The sequence below is a fragment of the Variovorax beijingensis genome (assembly GCF_007828835.1).
Taxonomy (GTDB): Bacteria; Pseudomonadota; Gammaproteobacteria; order Burkholderiales; family Burkholderiaceae_C; genus Variovorax; species Variovorax beijingensis_A.
This window is the reverse complement of sequence record NZ_VIVL01000002.1, coordinates 721,207-742,213: the sequence shown is the minus strand read 5'-3', so window position 1 is coordinate 742,213 and position 21,007 is coordinate 721,207. Positions and strand designations below refer to the sequence as shown.

Here is a 21,007-nt window from a genome sequence, read left to right as displayed (position 1 = left end):
GTCGTCGCTACAGGTAGCGCGCCGTTGAAGAGTTTCGAAGGCGTGACTTCTGCGCCCACAGGAACTCCAGATGACAACATCACTGCGCCGCACACCGCTCGCGCGGCTCCTGACGATCTCGCTGTGCACCGGCGCGCTCGCCATCGCTGGCTGCAACAGGACCGACACGCCTTCGGTGCCGGCACCCGCGCCCTCGCCTCCAGCGGCTGCGGCGCCCGCACCAGCGCCGGCTGCCCCCGCACCCGCGGCCTACACGCCGCCCCCGGCCGAGCAGCTCTACCAGCTGGTCGCACCCGTCGCGCTGTACCCCGACAAGCTGGTGGCGCAGGTGCTGGCCGGCGCCACCTATCCCGAGCAGATCACTGCGGCGCACGGCTGGCTCGTGCAGAACGCGGCCTTGAAGGGCGGCGCGCTCGCCGACGCGGCCAATCAGCAGCCCTGGGACCCGAGCGTCAAGGCGCTCACCGCATTCCGCCCGGTGCTGGACCAGATGGCCGGCAACATCTCGTGGACCGAAGCGCTGGGGCAGGCCTACTACAACGATCCGGCCGACGTGATGAACGCGATCCAGGTCATGCGCCAGCGCGCATCGGCGGCGGGCCGGCTCAAGAACAACGACAAGCTGCGCGTGGCCAGCGCCGCCACACCGCGCAACTACGCACCGGCGCCTGACATGCAGCCCGTCTACGCGGGCCCCGCCGTGGTCGAGCCGCCGCCGCAGTTCATCACCATCGAGCCCGCACAGCCCGACGTGGTCTACGTACCGAGCTACGACCCGCAGCGCATCTACGGCGAACCCGTGCCCGTGTACCCCGGCTATGCGTACACCCCGCCCGTCGAGGTTGCGCCCGGCTACGGCCGCGGCCAGGTGGCGGCAGGCGCGTTCACCTTCGGGCTCGGCGTGGTCGTGGGCGCCGCGCTCCAGCGGCACGACTGGGGCTGGCGCTCCTGGGATGTGAACTGGGGTGCGCCGCGCTACCGTGACCGCGATAGCGATCGCGACCGCGCGGTGCCGCCGGCCTATGCGCGGCCTGCCGTGATCTACAACAACAGCACCTACATCTCGCGTTCGACGACCGTGGTCAACAACGTGCGCAATGTCTACAACAACGCACCGCGCAGCCTGCCGCCAGGCGCTCCCGCGCCCAATTTCGCGGCCGCGCCGAGCCTGCCCCCGCCACAGAACGCCCAGTTCGCGCAGCAACAGCAACAACAACGGGAGCAGCAGGCACGGCAGCAGCAAGCCTTCATGCGCCAGCAGCAGGAACAGCAGCAAGCCGCGCAACAAGCCCAGCAGTTGCAGGCCCGCCAGCGCCAGCAGGAACAGCAAGAACGGCAGGCGCAGCAACAAGCACAGCGACAGGCACAACAGCAGGCACAACAGCAGGCACAGCGGCAGGCACGGCAACAGGCACAACAACAGGAACGGCTGGCACGGCAGCAGGCACACAACGCGCCCACGCAGGCGCCGCAGGCCTTGCTTCAACAACAGCAGCAGGACCAGGCACGGCGGCAGCAGGCGGCCCAGCAGCAACAGGCGCGCGCCGCCAGCCAGCAGGCTCAACAACAGCAGCAGGCCATGCAGGAGCGCCAGCAGCAAAGGCAGTCGGCACAGCAGGAGCAATCGCGGCGCCAGCAGGCACAGCAGCAGCAAGCCCAGCAACAAGCCCGCGTGCTCCAGCAGCAGCAGGCGCAGCAGCAACAGATGCAGCGGCAGCAGGCGCAGCAACAGGCCCGCCAGCAGCAGCAAGAGCAGATGCACCGGCAGCAGGAACAGCAGGCGCAAGCCGCGCGCCAGCAACAACAACAGGCGATGCAGCAGCAGCGCCAACAGCAACAGGCCCAGCTCCACCAACAACAGCAGCAGCAACAGGCGGCCCAGCGCCAACAGCAGGCCCAGCAGCATGCGGCCGCAGCCGCAGCCGCCCATCGCCGGCCACCCGGCCGCCCCGGCGAACCTCCCAAGGATCAACCCTGAGAAGCAGCGCCGCGGCGCGCGCTGCTATTGCTTGCCGATTTCGGTCAGCAGCCGGGTGACGAGATAAAGGCGCGGCACGATCGAGTCGACCTCGATGTATTCGTCGCGCGCGTGATAGCCGAAGCCCGCCAGGCCGAAGCTCTCGACCACGGTGGCCTTGCCGGAGCGGCCTGCATAGCCGGCATCGGTGCCGCCGCCGGTCATTGGCGTGAGCGCGAGCTCGCGATCGATCTCCTTGTAGATGGCCTGCGCCTTCTCGCCCAGCGCGCGGCCCTTCTCGCCCGCCACGAAAGCCGGACGGCCCACTTCCACCTTGAGCGTGGTCTCGGTGTCGGGCACCAGCTTGCCGCTCGCGATCTTCGCCTGCAGCGCGGCTTCGAGCTTCTTCTCGGCGCCAGGCTGCGTGATGCGGATGTCGCCGAGCGCCTGCGCCTTTTCGGTGATCTGGTTGATCGGCCCGGTGGCGCGAGCCACGGTCCAGTTGAGTGCGACGCCGGGAATGTCCTTTGCCACGTCGCGGGTCTGCAGCAGCTGGTACGACAGCTCGTACAGGGCGTTGCGGCCCAGCTCGGGTGCAGCACCTGCATGCGATGCGCGGCCCTTCACATCGAGCGTGGCCTGCGCGATGCCGGCCGCGCCCAGCAGCAGCGATTCGCCCTTGGCCACCGACTTGGCCGCGGTGGGCTCGAAGGACAGCACCGTGTCGTGCTGATCGGCCATGGTTGCGATGAGTTCGCCGGAGCCGACCGAGCCCACCTCTTCGTCGGGGTTCATGAGCACCGTGAGCGTGTCGTAGTCGCGCCAGCCCGCGTCGGCCAGGATCTTCAGCGAAGCCATCATCACCGCGAGTCCGCCCTTGTCGTCCGCGATGCCCGGTCCGTAGATGCGGTTGCCGTCGACCTTGTAGGGCTGGCTGTTCAGGATGCCGGCGGCGTACACCGTGTCCATGTGGCCCTGCAGCATGATCTTGCGCTTGCCGGTTCCCTTGAGGGTGCCGATGACGATGTCGGCGCCCGCACCGGATGTGGCCTTGCGCCGCTCGGTCTTGAAGCCGGCGGCCTTCAGGCGCGCTTCCACCACGTCGGCCATCTTGAGCAGGCCGTCGACGTTGAGGCTGCCCGACTCGATCAGCACCATTTCCTTGAGGTTGTCGATCACCGCGGGCTGCGCCTTTTCAGCGGCGGCGAGCAGCTTGGCATCGGGCGCGGCATGCGCGGCGGCGGCGGCACCGAACACGAGGCCGCAGGCCAGTGCAATGGAGCGCAGGGCGAAGAAAGGCGAGGAGCGCATGGTCATGAAGGTTCTCTTTGTTGGAGTGGATGGCGGGCGCCAGCATAGCGAGCCGAAGCGCGGCGCGCTGCAAATCGGCGACAGTGCCATGGCGGCCCCATGCGGTAGCGCTTCGCGCCGCTAGCCGCTGCTGCGGCCGAGCCGCAAGGAAGGCAGCAGGCACAGCGCGGCACAGGTCGCGCCGGCACCCACGAGGAAAGCTGCCGTGATCCCGAGCCACTGCGTCGCAATGCCGACCGCGGGTCCGGTCACCCCCATTGCGATGTCCGCAAACGCAATGAAGTTGCCCACCGCGCGGCCGCGCTGCTGCGGCGGCACCGACCGGGTCGCCAGCACGCCCATCGCCGGGAACACGAGCGAAAAGCCGAGCCCCGTCAGCGTGGCTCCGCACACGGCCATCGCGGGCGTGGCGGCGCACCAGACGAGCACCTGCCCCACGGCCTCGAAAATCAACGAACCCACGGCCACGCGCGTCGCGCCGAAGCGGTCCGGCAGGCCCGAACCGGCCAGCCGCACGAAGACATAGGCGACACCGAAGCCGAGCAGCGCCGTGCCGGCATGCGGCCAGCCGTGGGCGGCGTAGTCGAGCGTCAGGAAGGCCGCCATCGCGGCATAGGGCACGGTCGCCAGCGCGAGCACGAGACCTGGCCGCCAGATCAGTCCGAGCACCCGATGAAAGGGCACGCGCTGCCCGCCTGCCGCGGCCACCGCCGGAAGGCGCGCCGCGATGGCCCAGGCCAGCATCGGTGCCAGCAGCGCGGCCACGCCCACACCGGTGAAGCCATGCGACGCCTGCACGGCCAGCCCGAGCGGCGCGCCGAGCCCGAGCGCGGCGTAGATGGCAATGCCCGTCCATGACATCACCTGTCCGGTGCGGGCGGCGCCCACGCGTGCAATGCCCCAGCTCATCAAGCCGGTGAGAAACAGGCTTTCGCCAATGCCCGCCAACAGCCGGCCCAGCAGCAGGACGGCAAGCTTCGCAGCGGGATCGATGGGCAGGGCGTTCGACAAGCCATAGGCCAGGCCCGAACAGGCGGCCAGCGGAAGGCCGAGAAGCACAGCGGCCCGCGGGCCGCGCTGGTCGCAGAGCGTGCCGGCCTGGTGGCGGGTCAGCAAGGTGGCGAGCGACTGAAGGCCGATGGCCCAGCCGACGGTGGCCGTGCCGAATCCCAGGTGGTCGCGCACCTGGAGCGCGAGCGCGGCCAGCGGAACGCTGATTGCAAGGAATCCGAGGAAGACCGCCAGCACCACCGGGGCGAGCCCCGTGAAAGCAGAACGGGTCTCGAGGGGGCGAACGGAAGCGGATGAGAAAAGTGATGTCATGCCAAGGCGCGTCTTTATGGATCGAGATATTCCCCGCTGGGATCCTCTCGACAAAGGACGCGTTGGATGACGGTAACGCTTACGGCAGCGCCGCGTGGGCGACTGCGGCCGCGACTATAGCGTTGGCACCGCGCCGCAGTCAACACCTTGCAAGAGCCGTCCTTTCAATCCTTCCGGCCGCGGCGGGTCTTCCTTGCCGCGGCCTTGCGCTTCGGCTTCGGCTTCGGCTTCGGCTCCGGCCCCGGCTCAGGCGCCTCGCGCGCCGACCTCATGTGCCCGCTCTCCGCGGTGGTCATGCCCACGATCTTGGCGAGCTGCCGGCTCACGCTCACATAGGCGTGGCCGATGCGGCTGTCGAAGTACAGCGAGTCGCCGCGCGCCAGGCGCACCACCTCGCCGTTGTCGAAGTGCACCTCGATCTCGCCCGACAGCACGTAGGCGAATTCCTCGCCGGAGTGCCGCACGAAGTCTTCCGGGCCGTGGATGCGGCGCGCATGCACGGTGCCCACGATGGGGCTCATCTGCTTGCCGGCCGCCGTGGTGCCGAGGAATTCATACGCGATCGACAGGCCCCGGTACACCACGCCCTTGCCGGCGCGCGTGACGACCGGCCCGTCGAGCTGCGCGGGCTTGACGCCGGCGCCCGCGAACATGGCGTTCATGTCCATCTCCAGCGCGCGGCCGAGCGCGGTGAAGTTCTCGTAGCCCAGCGCGAGCTGGCCGCGCTCGGCGCGCGAGATGGTGGTGATCGACACGCCCGAGCGCTCGGCCAGCTGCGCCAGCGTCCAGCCGAAGCGCTTGCGCGCGGCGCGCAGGCGATGGCCGAAGGTGGTGCGGTCCAGCGTGGGCGCCTCGTCCTTCGGCCTTGTCCCCGGCTTGGTCCCTGTGTGTGGATTCACGCTTGGCTTTCTCTTGTGGTGCAGCGCAATTCTGCCAGCCCGGTGCCGCGCCGTTCCTTGCGGCCCGGGCGGTGCAGGCCCGGAAGTTGCGTATACGCAAATTGCGTTGACGCAAATTTCACCGACCAGGTGCACCATGGTTTCCCCTTGGTGCCCTCTATTTTATTTGCGTATCCGCAAATTTCTACCTACACTTTTCGCCGATGACTGCAAATTCCAAAGCGCCCACGGTGGCCGACTACCTTGTGATTGGCGGCGGCATTGCCGGGGCTTCGGTGGCCCACTGGCTCGCGCCGCACGCCCGCGTGATCCTGCTCGAACGCGAAGCCCAGCCGGGCTACCACTCCACCGGCCGCTCGGCCGCGCTCTTCATGGAAAGCTACGGCACGGCGCAGGTGCGCGCCCTCACCATGGCGAGCCGCGCCTTTCTCGAGCATCCGCCCGAAGGTTTTTCCGAACACCCGCTGCTCACGCCACGCGGCGCGATGATGGTCGCGAGCACCGAGCACCTGCCGGAGCTCGAAGCCCACTGGAACGTGCTGCGCGCCATGAACACCGGCGCCACGCGCCTGGGCAGCGAAGAGGCACTCGCGATGGTGCCGGCCCTGCGGCCCGAGCAGGTCGCCGGCGCGGTCTACGAACCCGATGCCGCCGACATGGACGTGCACGCCATCCACCAGGGCTACCTGCGCGGCATGCGGCAGGCCGGCGGCAAGCTGGTGTGCGATGCCGGCGTGACGGCCATCGAGCGCATCGGCGAGCGCTGGCGCGTGACCGCTGGCGGCGCCGTGTACGAAGCGCCGGTGCTGCTCAATGCCGCGGGCGCCTGGGTCGACACCATCGCGCAGCTGGCTGGCGTGCAGCCCATCGGCATCGAGCCGCGCCGGCGCTCGGCTTTCATCTTCGCGCCGCCCGAAGGCAGCAGCGTCGCGCACTGGCCCATGGTCTTCGGCGCCGACGAAGGCTGGTACATCAAGCCCGATGCCGGCATGCTGCTCGGCTCGCCGGCCAATGCGGACCCGGTCGAGCCGCAGGACGTGCAGCCCGAAGAACTGGACATCGCCTTCGCGATCCATCGCATCGAGGAAGCGACCACGCTCACCATCCGCCGGCCCACGCGCACCTGGGCCGGCCTGCGCTCCTTCGTGGCCGACGGCGACCTGGTGGGCGGCTTCGATCCCGACGCGCCGGGCTTCTTCTGGGTTGCGGCGCAGGGCGGCTACGGCATCCAGACCTCGGCGGCCATGGGCGAGGCCTGCGCCGCGCTGGCACGCGGGCTGCCGCTGCCCGAACGCATCGCGGGCTTCGGCCTCACGGCCGAGATGCTCGGGCCGCAGCGGCTGCGCACTGCCGCAGCCGGCTGACAAGAACACTCCCACCACCACAGAGACAAACCCATGCGTGTCTTCAGCGCCTCCCTCGCCACCGAAACCAACACCTTCGGCCCGATGCCGACCGGCCTCGCCTCCTTCAGGGACCGCGGCTACTTCCCGGCCGGCCAGCATCCGGACGCGATGACGCTGTTCTCGGGCCCGCTGTGGGCCGCGCGCATGCGCGGCGCCGACCGCGGCTGGGAGCTGTTCGAAGGCATGGTGGCCGGTGCGCAGCCCAGCGGCACCACCACGCGCCACGCCTACGAAACGCTGCGCGACGAACTGCTGGCCGACCTGCGTGCGGTGCTGCCGGTCGACATGGTGCTGCTCGGCCTGCACGGGGCGATGGTGGCCGACGGCTATGACGACTGCGAGGGCGATCTGCTCGCGCGCGTGCGGCAGATCGTCAGGCCCGGCGCGGTGATCGGCGCCGAACTCGATCCGCACAACCACCTGACGCCCCAGATGGTCGCCAACGCCGACCTGATGATCTCGTTCAAGGAATACCCGCACACCGACGTGCTCGAACGCGGCCTGGAGCTGGTGGACATCTGCGCCGCGATGGTCGAGGGCAAGGTGAAGCCGGTGGCCGCGATGGTCGACTGCGACATGATCGTTACCGTTCACACCTCGCGCGAGCCGGCGCGCGGGTTCGTCGAACGCATGCAATCGCTCGAGGGCAGGGACGGCGTGCTGTCGATCTCGCTCACGCACGGCTTCTCATGGGGCGACGTTGCCGAGATGGGCACCAAGGTGCTGGTCTACACTGACGGCGACCAGGCCAAGGCCGATGCGCTCGCCCGCCAGCTCGCGGACGAAGTCATCGCCATGCGCGACGGGCTCACGATCGACTACCCGGGCATCGACGCCTCGCTCGACCAGGCGCTGGCCTTCGACGGTGGCCCGGTAGTGCTGTCCGACGGCGCCGACAACCCCGGCGGCGGCGCGGCCAGCGACTCCACCTTCATCCTGCGCCGCATGGTCGAGCGCGGCATCGCGAACGCGGCCATCGGTCCGATGTGGGACCCGATCGCGGTGCGCATCGCCTTCGATGCCGGCGTGGGCGCGAAGCTGGCCATGCGCATCGGCGGCAAGATCAGCCCGCTCTCGGGCGACCCGATCGACCTCGACTGCACCGTGAAGGCGCTCAAGCACGACCTGGTGATGACGGGCCTGGCGGGCACGCCCACGCTCATGGGAGACAGCGCACTGGTCGAGGCCAACGGCATCGAGATCGTGCTGGTCACGCTGCGCAACCAGGCCATGGGCACCGACCTGTTCACGCAGCTCGGATGCGACCTGGCGGCCAGGAAGATCATCGTCGTGAAGTCGTCGCAGCACTTCTACGCTTCTTACTCGAAGGTTGCGAAGCACGTGATCTACGCCGGCGCTCCCGGCGCCGTGACGCTCGACCTGAACACCCTGCCCTACCGCAAGGCGCGCCTGCCCAAGTGGCCGATCACGGCATGACCCCCAGGCTTGCCCACTTCGTGTGGCCTCCAACCCCCTTCCAGGGGGCAACACCAGCGGCCCGGCAAAGCCGGTTCCGCGGTGTTTCGCGAATGAATCTGGCCCGCTTCTTTTCAGCCTCTATCGGAGTACCGACGATGAAACGACGAACGCTTGCAGCCCTTGCCACCCTGGCGCTTTCGGCCGCGTACCTGCCGGCGCTCGCCCAGACGGCGCCGCCCAAGACGCTCAAGGTGGTGGCGCATGCCGACCTGAAGATCCTCGACCCGACCTTCACCACCGCCTACATTTCGCGCAACTTCGGCTACATGGTCTACGACACGCTGTTCGCGCAGGATGCGAACGGCAAGCCGCAGCCGCAGATGGCCGAGAAGTACACCTCCTCCAAGGACGGCAAACAGTGGAGCTTCACGCTGCGCCCGGGCCTGAAGTTCTCCGACGGCAGCGCCGTGACCTCGGCCGACGCGATTGCCTCGCTGCAGCGCTGGGCCGCACGCGACAGCATCGGCCGCGCCATGGTGGCGGGCGGCGCCGAGTGGAAGGCGGTGGATGCGCGCACCTTCACGCTCACGCTCGCCGAGCCCTTCGGCCTGGTGCTCGAGGGGCTCGCCAAGCCCTCGAGCTTTCCGCCGGTGATCCTGCCCGAGCGGCTCGCGAAGATGCCCGCCACCGCGCCGCTGCCCGAGGTGATCGGCTCCGGCCCCTTCATCTTCAAGCGCGACGAATGGGTGCCGGGCAACAAGACCGTGTTCGTGCGCAACCCCAACTACCTGCCGCGCAGCGAAGCGCCGAGCGGCCTGGCCGGCAGCAAGAAGACCAGCTTCGATCGCGTGGAATGGCTCTACCTGCCCGACGCCAACAGCGCCATCGCGGCGCTCAAGCGCGGCGAGGTCGACCTGGTGGAGCAAGTGCCGCCCGACTACATCGCGCCGCTGCGCACCGACCCGGGCGTGAAGATCGGCTCGGGCGGCACCTACCAGGGCTTCCTGGTGATGAACCACCTGCTGCCGCCCTTCAACAACCCGAAGGTGCGCCAGGCGCTACTGCAGGCCGTGAGCCAGGAGCGCATCGTCGCGGCCATGGGCTATCCGCTGGACATGCGCATGAGCTACTGCCAGACCTTCTTCATCTGCGGCAGCCCCAACGACACCGCCGCGGGCGCCGAACCCTACCGCAAGGCCGACGTGGCCAAGGCCAAGAAGATGCTCGCGGACGCCGGCTACAAGGGCGAGAAGGTCACCATCCTGGTGCCGAGCGACGTCACCTACCTCAACGCCGAGGCGCTGATGGCCGCGCAGACCATGCGCAGCATCGGCATGAACGTCGATGCGCAGACCATGGACTGGGCCTCCATCGGCGCGCGCCGCGCCAAGCGCGATGCGCCCGAAGCCGGCGGCTGGAACATGTACGTCACGGTGGCCGGCGAGTTCGACGTCAACTCCCCCATCACCAACGCCTACCTGAGCGCGGCCTGCGGCAACACCCTGCCCGGCTGGCCCTGCGACAAGACGCTCGACGACCTGCGCAACGCCTGGCTCAAGGAGACCGTGCCGGCCAAGCGCCGCGAGATCCTCGACGCCTTCCAGGCCCGCGCCTACGAAACGGTGCCCTACATCAACGCCGGCCAGTACACGGCCGCGTTTGCCGCGCGCGCGAGCCTCAAGGGCACGGACAAGCTCTGGGCCGGCATGCCGACGGTCTGGATGCTCGACAAGTAAGCGGCATCGCACGGCAGCACCATGGGCTACATCCTCCGACGATTCCTCTCGACGCTGCCCGTGATGGCCGTGGTGGCGGTGGTGGTGTTCCTGCTGATCCACCTGTCGCCGGGCGACCCCGCGGCGCTGATCGCGGGCGACCTGGCCTCGGTCGAAGACATCGAGAAACTGCGCGCCGCGCTGGGCCTCAACCTGCCGCTGTGGCAGCAGTTCGCAATCTGGCTGGGCAAGCTCTTCACGGGCGACCTCGGCACCTCGATCTTCACCCAGGTGCCGGTGGCGCAGCTGCTCGCGCAGCGGCTGGAGCCCACGGTGTCGATCGCGGTGCTGACCATGGCCATCACGCTCGTTCTGGCGGTGCCGCTGGGCACGCTCGCGGCCTACCGCGCGGGCAGCTGGATCGACCGGCTCGTGATGCTGTTCGCGGTGCTCGCGTTCTCGGTGCCGGTGTTCCTGGTGGGCTACCTGCTGATCTACGCCTTCGCGATCCAGCTGCCGTGGTTTCCGGTGCAGGGCTACGTGCGCTTCTCCGACAGCCCCGGCCAATGGCTGCGCGGCCTGGTGCTGCCCTGCGTGAACCTCGCGCTGGTGTACATCGCGCTCGTCACGCGCATGACGCGCGCCACCGTGCTCGAGGTGCTGCATGAAGACTACATCCGCACCGCGCGCGCCAAGGGCCTGGGCGTGCTGCCGGTGCTGGGCCATGCGCTGCGCAATGCGGCCATTCCCATCGCCACCACGGTGGGCGTGGGCATCGCGCTCCTGATCGGCGGCGTGGTGGTCACCGAGACGGTGTTCGCCATTCCGGGCGTGGGCCGGCTCGTGATCGATTCGGTGCAGCGCCACGACTATCCCGTGATCCAGAGCGTGCTGCTGCTGTCGGCCGGCGTGTACGTGCTGATCAACCTGCTGATCGATCTGAGCTACGGGCTGTTCGATCCGCGCATCACGTACTAGATGATCCATGTCCACCGTACTTCCGATGAGTGAAAGCCCCCTGCCCGCGCCGCCCGTTGCCGCGGCCGACGAAGCGCCCTTCGTGCCGCCGCGCTGGCGCTGGGTGCGCAAGCATCCGACGCTGATCGTCGGCGGGCTGCTGCTGGTTGCAGTGGCCGCGGTCTCCATCGGCGCGCCCTGGATCGCCACCTTCGATCCGCAGGACATCGACCCGCTCGCGCGCATGCAGCCGCCCTCGGCCGAGCACCTGTTCGGCACCGATGCGCTCGGCCGCGACGTGTTCAGCCGCGCCGTGTGGGGCGGACAGGTGTCGATGATCGTCGGCGCCTCGGTCGCGCTGCTCGCCACCTTCTTCGGCGTGCTGATCGGCCTCATCGCGGGCTTCGTGCGCTGGGCCGACGGGCCGGTGATGCGCGTGATGGACGGGCTCATGGCCATTCCCGGCATCCTGCTGGCCATTGCGCTCATGGCGGTGACGCGCGCCAGCCTCACGACGGTGATCGTCGCCATCACGGTGCCGGAGATTCCGCGCGTGGTGCGGCTGGTGCGCTCGCTCGCGCTCACCCTGCGCGAGCAGCTGTATGTCGAGGCCGCGCATGCGGTCGGCACGCGGCTGCCCGTGATCCTGCTGCGACACGTGCTGCCCAACATGGTGGCCCCGCTGATCGTGCAGTCGACCTTCGTGGCCGCCGCCGCGGTGCTGACGGAAGCGGCGCTGTCCTTCCTCGGCGTGGGCGTGCCGGCGCAGATGCCCAGCTGGGGCAACATGATGGCCGAGGGCCGCAACTTCGTGGCAGTGGCGTTCCACATCATCCTGTACCCGGGCCTGCTGCTGGCGGCCACGGTGCTGGCGATCAACCTGCTCGGCGACGGCCTGCGCGATGCGCTCGACCCGCGCCTGGCGCGGCAGCTGTGAGGCCCACCATGGCACCGATGCCCCACCTTGCGCTCGCGCCCGGCGAGCCCCTGCTCGAAGTCGACAACCTGCGCACCCATTTCCATACGCTGGCCGGCGTGGTGCGCTCGGTCGATGGCGTGTCGTACACCGTGCGCGCGGGCCGCACGCTCGGCGTGGTCGGCGAATCGGGCTGCGGCAAGAGCGTGACCGCGCTCTCGATCCTGCGGCTGGTGCCGACGCCGCCGGGCCGCCACATGGGCGCCGTGCGCCTGCGCGGCACCGACCTGATGCAGCTCGGCGAACGCGAGATGCGGCAGATCCGCGGCAACCGCATCTCGATGATCTTCCAGGAGCCGATGACCTCGCTGAACCCGGTGCTCACCGTGGGCCGGCAGATCGCCGAGACAGTGCAGCTGCACCAGAAGGCCAGCCGCGGCGAAGCGCTGCAGCGCGCGGTGGAAATGCTGCGCGTGGTGCAGATCCCCGAGCCCGAGCGGCGCGTGAACGAGTATCCGCACCAGCTTTCGGGCGGCATGCGCCAGCGCGTGATGATCGCGCTGGCCCTGGCCTGCAACCCCGAGGTGCTGATTGCCGACGAACCCACCACCGCACTCGACGTGACGATCCAGGCGCAGATCCTCGATCTCATCAAGCGACTGCAGAAGGAACTGGGCATGGGCGTGGTGATGATCACGCACGACCTCGGCGTGGTGGCCGAGAGCTGCGACCGCGTGGTCGTGATGTATGCCGGCAAGAAGGTCGAAGAGGCCGATGTGATCGACCTGTTCGACCGGCCGCTGCATCCCTACACCCGCGCGCTGATGGCCTCGATGCCGTCGATGAACACCGCGAGCACCCGGCTGGCCGAGATCCCGGGGCTGGTGCCGGCCGCGCACGAGCTGGGCCGCGGCTGCGCCTTTGCGGCGCGCTGCAGCCAGGCGCGCGAACGCTGCCGCGCCGAGGCGCCGCAGCTCACGCTGCAGGGCAACGACCACGTGGTGGCCTGCTTCGCGGTCGAAGAACAATGGGCCGAGGCCGCCGAGGTGAGCGCATGACCACGACAACCGCAGCGCCGCTGCTCCAGGTGCGCAACCTGCGCAAGCACTACCTCTCGCCCAAGCGCTGGCTGCGGCCGGCCAGGCCCGCGATCCAGGCGGTCGATGGAGTCTCGTTCTCGGTGGCGCGCGGCGAGACGCTGTCGCTGGTCGGCGAATCGGGCTGCGGCAAGACGACCACCGCCAAGTCGGTGATGCGGCTGGTCGAGCCGACCTCGGGCTCGGTGCAGCTCGAGGGCGAGGAACTGCTGACGCTCTCCGCCAACGAGATGCGGCTGCGCCGGCGCCAGCTGCAGATCATCTTCCAGGACCCGTATGCCTCGCTGAACCCACGCCTGACGGCCGGCGACATCGTGGCCGAGCCCATGCGCAACTTCAGCCATCTTGGCACGGGCACGGCCGCCGAGCGGCGCGAGCGCGTGCAGTGGCTGTTCTCGCGCGTGGGCCTCAGGCCCGAGGCGGCGAAGAAATTCCCGCACGAGTTCTCGGGCGGCCAGCGGCAGCGGCTGGGCATTGCGCGCGCGCTGGCGCTCAACCCCAAGCTGATCGTCTGCGACGAGCCGGTGTCGGCACTCGACGTGTCGGTGCAGGCGCAGGTGGTGAACCTGCTGATGGACCTGCAGGCCGAATTCGGCATTGCCTACCTGTTCGTCGCGCACGACCTTGCGGTGGTGCGCCACATCAGCCATCGCGTAGCGGTGATGTATCTCGGCCACATCGTCGAGATTGCCGACCGCAACACGCTGTTCTCCGCGCCGCTGCATCCCTACACCGAGATCCTTCTCTCGGCGGTACCCGTGCCCAATCCACGCACCCCCGCGCGCCGCATGCTACTGCAGGGCGATCCACCGAGCCCCGCCAATCCGCCTTCGGGCTGCCGCTTCCACACGCGCTGCCCGATGGCGCAGGCCGTGTGCAAGGAAAAAGCGCCCGAGTTGAGCGAGCGGCCTTCGTCTTCCATCGGCGGCCACTGGGTCGCCTGCCACTTCCGCTGAAAGATCCCACCGATGAGCGACAAGACACCCCACTACGACCTGCTGATCCGCGGCGGCACCGTGATCGACGGCACCAAGGCGCCGCGCTTCGATGCCGACGTGGGCATCTCGGGCGGCCGCATCGCGGCCATCGGCAATCTCGCTGGCCACACCGCCGACCAAACGCTCGACGCCACCGGCCGCATCGTCGCGCCGGGCTTCATCGATTCGCACACGCATGACGACCAGGCCGTTCTTTCGCAGGCGCAGATGCCGTTCAAGGTGTCGCAGGGCGTGACCACGGTGGTGGCGGGCAACTGCGGCATCAGCGCCGCGCCGCTGCGCGAAGACATGGAACTGCCGATGCCGCTTAGCCTGCTCGAGACGCCGCCGGAAGACCGGTTCACGACCTTCGCGGCCTACTTCGATGCGCTGCGCGCCACGCCCTCGTCGGTGAACGTGGCCGCGATGGTCGGCCACTCGACCTTGCGCGCCGTGACCATGTCCGACCTCGACCGCCCCGCCAACGACAGCGAGATCGCAGCCATGCAGGCGCTGGTCGAAGAGGCGATGCAGGCCGGCGCCATCGGCCTGTCGACCGGCACCTTCTATCCGCCGGCCGTCAAGGCGACGACCGAGGAGATCATCGAAGTCGGCCGCCCGCTCAGCGCGCGCAAGGCGCTCTACGTGACGCACATGCGCGACGAGGCGGACCGCGTGATGGAGTCGCTGGAGGAAACCTTCCACATCGGCCGCGCGCTCGGCATTCCGGTGGTGGTGTCGCACCACAAGGTGCAGAACGCGCAGAACTTCGGCAAGAGCAAGGTGACGCTGCCCTTCATCAAGGAAGCGATGCGCCACCAGTGCATTGGCCTCGACTGCTATCCCTACACCGCGGGTTCCACCATGATCCGCACCGACCGGGGCATGATGGACGGCCGGGTGCTGATCGCGTCGAGCGTGCCGCGCCCCGAGTGCGCGGGGCGCGACCTGAAGGACATCGCGGCCGAATGGGGCGTCTCCGGCGAAGAGGCGGCGAAGCGGCTGTCGCCCGGCAGCGCGATCTATTTCATGATGGACGAGGACGACGTGCAGCGCATCCTCGCCTTCGAGGACACCATGATCGGCTCCGACGGCATCCCGCTCGGCGAGAAGCCGCATCCGCGCCTCTGGGGCACCTTCCCGCGCGTGCTCGGCCACTACAGCCGCGACGTCGGCCTGTTTCCGCTGGAGACGGCGGTGTGGAAGATGACCGGGCTCACCGCGCGCAACTTCGGGCTGCACGAGCGCGGCACCTTGAAGCCGGGCCACCACGCCGACGTGGTGATCTTCAATGCGGCCACGGTACGCGACACCGCGAACTACGAGACGCCGACACGGGCGGCCGAAGGCATCGATGCAGTGATCGTGAATGGCGCCCTCACCTGGCAGCACGGCGCGCACAGCGGCGCGCGCAACGGGCAGGTGATCGTGCGGCGCGAAACGGCGGCCTGACGAGAATCAGTCGGGGGCGTTCATCACGCGGTCGAACTCCTCGTCGGCCGGAACGTTGTCGGCGTCGAGCTCGCTCGCATCCGTGAGATCGATGCCCGTTTCCTCCGACAGGTCGTCGGAGATTTCGCTGTCGGTTTCCTCGAAATCGTCGGCTGGCGTGTTGTCGTCGTCTTCGTCGGGCAACGAGGCGGAACGCGCGGTGGCGTCGACGTTGATCATGATCGGCTCCTCAGACTGAATACTGGACTGAACGAACCCCTATAGTGCGCCTGTTTCGGCCGTTCCGCTTCACCTGAGTCGCGGCGTCGGTGTCGGAAAGTTTCTCGCCCGGCGCCGCCTGACTTGCCGGGCCCCGCCTTCAGTCCTTGTGGACGTGGCCGTGTTCCCCATGGCCCTCGTCATGGCCGTGCTCGCCATGGCCATGCTCGCCGTGGGCCAGCCGGCTCACCAGCGAAACCAGCGCAATGCCCACCACCAGCCACACGATCTGCGCCGCGGTCTGCCGCGCGGGCAACCGCTTCTGCAGCTGGGGAATCAGGTCGGCCAGCGCCACGTAGACGAAGCTGCTGCTGGCCAGCACCAGGAAGTACGGCAGCCAGCCGTGCAACTGGTCGACCAGCCACCATCCCACGATGCCCCCGAGCATGGTCATGGTGCCGGCCAGCGACACCTTGACGAGCGCCGCGCGCTGGTTGGCCGAGCTCTGGCGCAGCACGACCAGGTCGCCGATGTGGTGCGGCACCTCGTGCGCGAGCACGGCCACGGCCGCCACCAGGCCCAGGCGGATGTCCGCGATGAAGGCCGACGCAATCAGGATGCCGTCGCCGAAGCAGTGCACACTGTCGCCGGTGAGCACCGCCCAGCCGCCGCCCATGCGGGGCGCGTGGGCATGCGCATGGCCGTGATCGTGGCCGTGATCGTGGGCATGGCCGTGATCGCCGTGATGGTGCTCGTGCCCGTGATGCCAGAGCTCGGCCTTGTCGAGCAGGAAGAAGAACACCAGGCCGAACAGCAGCACGCCGAACAGCAGCGCGGGCTCGATGCGGCTCTCGAAGGCTTCGGGCAACAGGTGCATGAATGCGGTGGCCAGCAGCGCGCCCGCGGCCAGGCTCAGCAGGTGCTGCGAATTCACGCCGCCCGAACCGTTGCGAACGCCCACGCGCAAGAGCAATGCGGCCAGCCACACGCTTCCGATGCCGGCAACCAGGGTCGCCACGATGATCACTATCAAATTCATAGCTGCTTGCGCAATGTCGATGGGCATTGATGCCCGATACCGTTCATAAAAAGAGAAAGGCCGTCACTCGGACGGCCTTCGGCGGTGGGTGGCTGCTGGCCGCCGTCAGGCGACGCCATTGGCTTTGAACCAGGCCGTGGCGCGCTGCCATCCGTCCTCGGCCGCGCTCTTCACGTAGCTCGGGCGGTAATCGGCATGGAACGCGTGGCCTGCTTCGGGATACACGACGAAGCTCGAAGCCTTGGCCGCCGGGGTTCCGGTGGCCAGGGCGGCTTTCATCTTATCAACCGTGTCAAGGGGGATGCCCTGGTCCTTGCCGCCGTAGAGGCCGAGCACCGGCGCCTGCAGGCTGGCCGCGATGTCGACCGGGTGCCTGGGCGTGAGTTCGCTCGGCTGGCCAACCAGCCGGCCGTACCAGGCCACGCCGGCCTTGACCTTGCCGGTGGCGGCGTAGAGCCACACGATGCGCCCGCCCCAGCAGAAGCCGGTGATGCCGGCCTTGGCCACGTTGCCGCCATTGGCCGATGCATACGAAAGTGCACCATCGAGGTCGGCCAGCACCTGCGCATCGGGCACCTTGCTCACGATGTCGGCCTGCAGTTTCGGGATGTCGGTATAGCCGCGCGGATTGCCCTGCCGCGCATAGAGTTCGGGCGCGATCGCCAGGTAGCCGAGCTGGGCGAAGCGGCGGCAGGTGTCGGCGATGTATTCGTGCACGCCGAAGATTTCCTGCACCACCAGGATCACGGGCAGGCCGGACTCGCCGGCCGGTGCGGCCGCATAGGCCGGCACCTCGAAGCCATTGACGGTGTACTTGACGGGGCCGGCCTTCAGGCCTTCGGCCGAGGTGCTGATGGCGGTCTGCGCCATGACCGGCATGACCGCGGCCGCGTAGCCCACGCCAATGGCGGCCTTGAGCGCGGTGCGCCGCGTGGCACCCTGCTCTGTGCTCTGGCCGGGGCGAAGCGAATCGAAATCGGAACGGCTGTCGTCGCGAAGGGACATGGGTAGGGCTCCAGTTGAATCGTCGGACAAGGAGGGCATGCGCGAAAAACGCACGCCGCAATGTAGGCGAAACCAGCCCGGCCCGTCTGCCGGCAGGGTTGCTGCCGGACTAGTCGCGGTAGGCGCGGCGCGCCAGTGCGGCGGCCAGCACCTGCGCCGGGTCGACCAGGTCCAGCCCGGCCACGGCGGCCGAGCCCTGGAGCCCGAGCGGCACCTCGGTGCAGCCCATGATGATGGTGACCGGCCCGTGGCGCTGCGCGAGCTGCAGCGCCACCTGCGAAAAGCAGGCCTCGGCGAGCTGCATGTTGCCGGCCTTGACCCCGTCGAAGATGCCGCGCGTGATGATGCGCCGCTCTTCGGCCAGCGGCACATGGCAGTCGAGCCCTGCCTCGGCCAGCGCCTGCTCGTAGAGCCGCACGCGGTAGGTGCCTTCGGTGGCCATCAGCGCCACGCTGCCCGTGCCCTGCGCGGCCAGATGCCGCGCCACCTCGCGCGCCATGTGCAGCAGCTCGATCTGCGGAAAGCGCTCCTGCAGGCGGTCATGCCAGGCATGCGCGGTGTTGCAGGCGATGGCCACGGCCTGGCTGCCCAGCGCGGCCAGGCGCCCGAGCGCCTGCAGCATCGGCTCGAGCGGCTGGTGTGCGCCGTTTTCGGCCGAGCCCAGCGCGTCGGTGCGGTCGGGCACCGGCACCTGCGCGAGCCAGTGTTCCGGAAAGGACTGGTCCCGCACCGGCTCCCCGCGCGCGCGCATCTGCTGCGCGCAGGCCTGCACGAACAGCCGGACGAAGTCGGCCCCCGCCGCGGGGCCCATGCCGCCCAGAATGCCAACTACGTTCGTGGAAGCCATGATCTTTCTCTGTTTCAGGAATACCGCGGAACCGGCTTTGCCGGGCCGCTGGTATTGCCCCCGGTAGGGGGTGGGCGAAGCGACACGAAGTGCGCGCAGCCTGGGGGCGAGCTCAAGTAGCTGGCTTGTCCGAAGGCGCCTTGATGTTGTCCTTGAGCTGCTGGCTCATGGGCAGGTTCAGCGGCACGTTCTTCGGCGGGATCGGCGACATGAACCACTTGGTGTAGAGCTTCTCGAACTCGCCGCTCTTCATCATGCCGATGAAGGTGTCGTCCACCAGCTTCTTGAAGGCCGGATCGTCCTTGGGCAGCATGCAGGCATAGGGCTCGACCTGCAGCGCCTCGCCCACCACCTCGTAGTCGGCCGGGTTCTTGGCGTTGGCGATCAGGCCGTACAGCAGGATGTCGTCCATGGCAAACGCCATGGCGCGGTCGCTTTCCACGAGCAGGAAGGCGTCGGCGTGGTCCTTGCCGAGCACGATGTCCATGTCGAGGTTCTTCTCGGTGTTGTACTTGCGCATGACCAGCGCATTGGTGGTGCCGGTGGTGCTGGCCACCGTCTTCTTGGCGAGGTCGGCGTAGTCCTTGATCTTCGAGGACTTTTTCACCAGCAGGCGCGTGCCCGTGTAGAAATGGTTGACGGCAAAGGCCACGTCCTTGCCGCGCGCGCTGTTGTTGGTGGTGGAGCCGCACTCCAGGTCGATGGTGCCGTTGGTGATGAGCGGAATGCGGTTCTGCGAGGTCACCGGCATCAGCTGCACCTGCAGGCTGGGCTTGTTGAGCTTCTTCTTCACCGCCTCGACCACGGCGTTGGAGAGTTCGACCGAGAAACCGATCGGCTTGTTGGGGCCGTCCAGGTAGCTGAAGGGCACCGACGACTCGCGGTAGGCGAGCGTGATCTTGCCGGTCTCGGCGATCTTGGCCAGCGTGTCGGCGGCCTGGACGCCGGTGGCGGTAAGCAGCACCACGGCAGCGGCGGCCATCAATGCGGAGAGTTTCATGCGAGCCTTCTTCAGGTTGGTTGAACAGAACGGCCAGTGTAAGAAGGAGTGACACAGCGCGACAATTCCAATTGAACCCTAGGCCATACCCAAAGGTTATGGGTAGGGCCTGTTAACGCCCCAGGAAAACGCAGTCGGCAAGGCATGCGCTTTGGCTATGGGCCACCACGCTTTTGGCATTTCCGGCCGGCGCGGCGTGCACCTACAGTCGATGCCGTCCCCTCTTCACTCCCTCCCGGAAAGTTGCCTTCATGCATGTGTGTGTGCTGGGCGCCGGCATCGTGGGCCTGGCCACCGCCTGGCAGCTCGAACGCCGGGGCCACCAAGTCACGGTCGTCGACCGCGCAGCCCCCGGTGCGGGCGCCAGCGGCGGCAACGGCGCGCAGCTCAGCTACTCGTACGTGCAGCCGCTGGCCGACCCGTCGATCTGGAAGCAGCTGCCCAAGCTGCTGCTCTCGCCCTCGTCGCCGCTCAAGCTGCGGCCCCAGCTCGATCCGCTGCAATGGCGCTGGGGGTTGGCGTTCATGGCTGCCTGCAATGCGCAGACCTCCCGCAGCACCACGGCCCAGCTGCTCGCGCTGGCCGCGCTGAGCCGCACCGGATTCGAGGCCATGCAGGCCGACGTGGCACCCGACTGCGACTTTTCCGCCACCGGCAAGCTGGTGCTGTACGCCAGCGCGGCCTCGCTCGACGGGGCGCGCGCGCAGCTCGAACTGCAGCGCACCATGGGCAGCGCGCAGCGCATCGTCTCGCCCGACGAGTGCGTGGCCATCGAGCCCGCACTCGCGGGCTACCGCGGCCAGATGGCGGGCGCGGTCTACACGCCGAGCGAATGCGCGGCCGACTGCCTCAAGGTCTGCGCCGAACTGCAGCGGGTGCTCGGCGCACGCGGCGTGCGCTTTCTGCTCGGCACCGACGTGCATGGATTCGCACGCAGCAAGGGCCGGGTGGCGGCAGTGAACACCAGTGCCGGCAGCATCGAGGCCGATGCCTTCGTCATGGCGCTGGGCTCGGCCTCTCACCGGCTCGGGCGCGCGCTGGGCGCCTACCTGCCGGTGTATCCGCTCAAGGGCTACAGCATCACGGTGGAGGTCGATCCTTCGCCGGGCGCCGCACCCACGGTGAACGTGACCGACAGCGCCCGCAAGGTGGTGTTCGCGCGCATCGGCTCGCGGCTGCGCGTGGCGGGCATGGCGGAACTGGTGGGGCACGATGCGAGCATTCCGGCCACGCGCATCGAGACGCTGGCCGCGGCCACGCGCGCCGTCTTCCCGCATGCAAGCCGGCTCGAGGAACTGCACCCGTGGACTGGCATGCGGCCGGCCACGCCCAAGGGGCTGCCGATCATCGGGCGGCTGGCGAGCGCGCCGGCCAACATGCTGTTCAACACCGGGCACGGCGCGCTGGGCTTCACGCTGGCCTTCGGCTCGGCGCAGCGGATTGCCGAGGCGCTGGAGTCCGCGGACTCCTGAGTTTCCCCGCTGCGGCC

The 21,007-nt window shown here is 68.7% G+C and carries 18 protein-coding genes; 10 read left to right on the top strand and 8 right to left on the bottom strand.

Annotation, left to right across the window (positions count from 1 at the left end):
• Positions 1–70 precede the first annotated feature (70 nt).
• Positions 71–1,978 carry a DUF3300 domain-containing protein gene (locus FB547_RS09825; RefSeq protein ID WP_145741704.1) on the top strand — a complete coding sequence of 636 codons (1,908 nt, stop codon included), beginning with the start codon at positions 71–73 and terminating at the stop codon, positions 1,976–1,978.
• A gap of 24 nt (positions 1,979–2,002) precedes the next feature.
• Here FB547_RS09825 and FB547_RS09820 read toward each other — a convergent pair whose 3' ends face one another.
• The 3 genes from FB547_RS09820 to FB547_RS09810 form a co-directional block, all read right to left on the bottom strand.
• Positions 2,003–3,274: a M20/M25/M40 family metallo-hydrolase gene (locus tag FB547_RS09820; protein ID WP_145741702.1), complete on the bottom strand. Its 1,272-nt coding sequence runs from the start codon at positions 3,272–3,274 to the stop codon at positions 2,003–2,005.
• A gap of 114 nt (positions 3,275–3,388) precedes the next feature.
• Positions 3,389–4,591, bottom strand: coding sequence for an MFS transporter (locus FB547_RS09815; RefSeq protein ID WP_145741700.1), 1,203 nt, complete (start codon positions 4,589–4,591; stop codon positions 3,389–3,391).
• A 164-nt stretch (positions 4,592–4,755) separates the two neighbouring features.
• On the bottom strand, positions 4,756–5,490 hold the full coding sequence (locus tag FB547_RS09810) for a helix-turn-helix domain-containing protein (protein WP_145741698.1): 735 nt from the start codon (positions 5,488–5,490) through the stop codon (positions 4,756–4,758).
• A gap of 203 nt (positions 5,491–5,693) precedes the next feature.
• On the opposite strand from FB547_RS09810, the gene FB547_RS09805 reads away from it, so the two are divergent.
• The 8 genes from FB547_RS09805 (at position 5,694) to FB547_RS09770 (ending at position 15,429) form a co-directional block, all read left to right on the top strand.
• Positions 5,694–6,854, top strand: a complete 1,161-nt coding sequence (locus tag FB547_RS09805; RefSeq protein ID WP_145741697.1) for an NAD(P)/FAD-dependent oxidoreductase — start codon at positions 5,694–5,696, stop codon at positions 6,852–6,854.
• 33 nt (positions 6,855–6,887) lie between these two features.
• Positions 6,888–8,333, top strand: a complete 1,446-nt coding sequence (locus tag FB547_RS09800; RefSeq protein WP_145741695.1) for a M81 family metallopeptidase — start codon at positions 6,888–6,890, stop codon at positions 8,331–8,333.
• Between the two features lie 137 nt (positions 8,334–8,470).
• Positions 8,471–10,051, top strand: coding sequence for an ABC transporter substrate-binding protein (locus FB547_RS09795; RefSeq protein WP_145741693.1), 1,581 nt, complete (start codon positions 8,471–8,473; stop codon positions 10,049–10,051).
• A gap of 21 nt (positions 10,052–10,072) precedes the next feature.
• Positions 10,073–11,008 carry an ABC transporter permease gene (locus FB547_RS09790; protein WP_145741691.1) on the top strand — a complete coding sequence of 312 codons (936 nt, stop codon included), beginning with the start codon at positions 10,073–10,075 and terminating at the stop codon, positions 11,006–11,008.
• Between the two features lie 7 nt (positions 11,009–11,015).
• Positions 11,016–11,924: an ABC transporter permease gene (locus tag FB547_RS09785; RefSeq protein ID WP_410000798.1), complete on the top strand. Its 909-nt coding sequence runs from the start codon at positions 11,016–11,018 to the stop codon at positions 11,922–11,924.
• An 8-nt stretch (positions 11,925–11,932) separates the two neighbouring features.
• Positions 11,933–12,961, top strand: coding sequence for an ABC transporter ATP-binding protein (locus FB547_RS09780; protein ID WP_145741687.1), 1,029 nt, complete (start codon positions 11,933–11,935; stop codon positions 12,959–12,961).
• Positions 12,958–13,956: an ABC transporter ATP-binding protein gene (locus FB547_RS09775; RefSeq protein ID WP_145741685.1), complete on the top strand. Its 999-nt coding sequence runs from the start codon at positions 12,958–12,960 to the stop codon at positions 13,954–13,956. The genes FB547_RS09780 and FB547_RS09775 overlap by 4 nt, the downstream gene beginning before the upstream one ends.
• Before the next feature lie 12 nt (positions 13,957–13,968).
• The gene (locus tag FB547_RS09770; protein WP_145741683.1) at positions 13,969–15,429 is read left to right on the top strand and encodes an N-acyl-D-amino-acid deacylase family protein; all 1,461 of its coding nucleotides are present in this window, start codon (positions 13,969–13,971) and stop codon (positions 15,427–15,429) included.
• Between the two features lie 6 nt (positions 15,430–15,435).
• Here FB547_RS09770 and FB547_RS09765 read toward each other — a convergent pair whose 3' ends face one another.
• The 5 genes from FB547_RS09765 to FB547_RS09745 all read right to left on the bottom strand — a co-directional run bounded on the left by FB547_RS09765 (position 15,436) and on the right by FB547_RS09745 (position 19,518).
• Positions 15,436–15,648, bottom strand: coding sequence for a hypothetical protein (locus FB547_RS09765; RefSeq protein ID WP_145741681.1), 213 nt, complete (start codon positions 15,646–15,648; stop codon positions 15,436–15,438).
• A gap of 139 nt (positions 15,649–15,787) precedes the next feature.
• Positions 15,788–16,666 carry a ZIP family metal transporter gene (locus tag FB547_RS09760; RefSeq protein WP_186454133.1) on the bottom strand — a complete coding sequence of 293 codons (879 nt, stop codon included), beginning with the start codon at positions 16,664–16,666 and terminating at the stop codon, positions 15,788–15,790.
• 105 nt (positions 16,667–16,771) lie between these two features.
• Positions 16,772–17,671 (bottom strand): dienelactone hydrolase family protein, encoded by a 900-nt coding sequence (locus FB547_RS09755; protein ID WP_145741677.1) that lies wholly within the window; start codon positions 17,669–17,671, stop codon positions 16,772–16,774.
• A gap of 109 nt (positions 17,672–17,780) precedes the next feature.
• On the bottom strand, positions 17,781–18,518 hold the full coding sequence (locus FB547_RS09750; protein WP_145741675.1) for an aspartate/glutamate racemase family protein: 738 nt from the start codon (positions 18,516–18,518) through the stop codon (positions 17,781–17,783).
• Between the two features lie 112 nt (positions 18,519–18,630).
• Complete coding sequence (locus tag FB547_RS09745) at positions 18,631–19,518, bottom strand: transporter substrate-binding domain-containing protein (protein ID WP_145741672.1); 888 nt, start codon at positions 19,516–19,518, stop codon at positions 18,631–18,633.
• A gap of 251 nt (positions 19,519–19,769) precedes the next feature.
• On the opposite strand from FB547_RS09745, the gene FB547_RS09740 reads away from it, so the two are divergent.
• Positions 19,770–20,990 carry a D-amino acid dehydrogenase gene (locus FB547_RS09740; RefSeq protein WP_145741670.1) on the top strand — a complete coding sequence of 407 codons (1,221 nt, stop codon included), beginning with the start codon at positions 19,770–19,772 and terminating at the stop codon, positions 20,988–20,990.
• Positions 20,991–21,007: the final 17 nt, after the last annotated feature.

Excerpts from the sequence above, each read along its gene's own strand:
- FB547_RS09775 (WP_145741685.1), top strand. The coding sequence starts at position 12,958 with ATGACCACGACAACCGCAGCGCCGCTGCTCCAGGTGCGCAACCTGCGC.
- FB547_RS09820 (WP_145741702.1), bottom strand. The coding sequence starts at position 3,274 with ATGACCATGCGCTCCTCGCCTTTCTTCGCCCTGCGCTCCATTGCACTG.
- FB547_RS09740 (WP_145741670.1), top strand. The coding sequence starts at position 19,770 with ATGCATGTGTGTGTGCTGGGCGCCGGCATCGTGGGCCTGGCCACCGCC.
- FB547_RS09755 (WP_145741677.1), bottom strand. The coding sequence starts at position 17,671 with ATGTCCCTTCGCGACGACAGCCGTTCCGATTTCGATTCGCTTCGCCCC.
- FB547_RS09765 (WP_145741681.1), bottom strand. The coding sequence starts at position 15,648 with ATGATCAACGTCGACGCCACCGCGCGTTCCGCCTCGTTGCCCGACGAA.
- FB547_RS09770 (WP_145741683.1), top strand. The coding sequence starts at position 13,969 with ATGAGCGACAAGACACCCCACTACGACCTGCTGATCCGCGGCGGCACC.
- FB547_RS09745 (WP_145741672.1), bottom strand. The coding sequence starts at position 19,518 with ATGAAACTCTCCGCATTGATGGCCGCCGCTGCCGTGGTGCTGCTTACC.
- FB547_RS09760 (WP_186454133.1), bottom strand. The coding sequence starts at position 16,666 with ATGAATTTGATAGTGATCATCGTGGCGACCCTGGTTGCCGGCATCGGA.
- FB547_RS09780 (WP_145741687.1), top strand. The coding sequence starts at position 11,933 with ATGGCACCGATGCCCCACCTTGCGCTCGCGCCCGGCGAGCCCCTGCTC.
- FB547_RS09750 (WP_145741675.1), bottom strand. The coding sequence starts at position 18,518 with ATGGCTTCCACGAACGTAGTTGGCATTCTGGGCGGCATGGGCCCCGCG.
- FB547_RS09825 (WP_145741704.1), top strand. The coding sequence starts at position 71 with ATGACAACATCACTGCGCCGCACACCGCTCGCGCGGCTCCTGACGATC.
- FB547_RS09815 (WP_145741700.1), bottom strand. The coding sequence starts at position 4,591 with ATGACATCACTTTTCTCATCCGCTTCCGTTCGCCCCCTCGAGACCCGT.
- FB547_RS09805 (WP_145741697.1), top strand. The coding sequence starts at position 5,694 with ATGACTGCAAATTCCAAAGCGCCCACGGTGGCCGACTACCTTGTGATT.
- FB547_RS09785 (WP_410000798.1), top strand. The coding sequence starts at position 11,016 with ATGTCCACCGTACTTCCGATGAGTGAAAGCCCCCTGCCCGCGCCGCCC.
- FB547_RS09800 (WP_145741695.1), top strand. The coding sequence starts at position 6,888 with ATGCGTGTCTTCAGCGCCTCCCTCGCCACCGAAACCAACACCTTCGGC.
- FB547_RS09795 (WP_145741693.1), top strand. The coding sequence starts at position 8,471 with ATGAAACGACGAACGCTTGCAGCCCTTGCCACCCTGGCGCTTTCGGCC.
- FB547_RS09790 (WP_145741691.1), top strand. The coding sequence starts at position 10,073 with ATGGGCTACATCCTCCGACGATTCCTCTCGACGCTGCCCGTGATGGCC.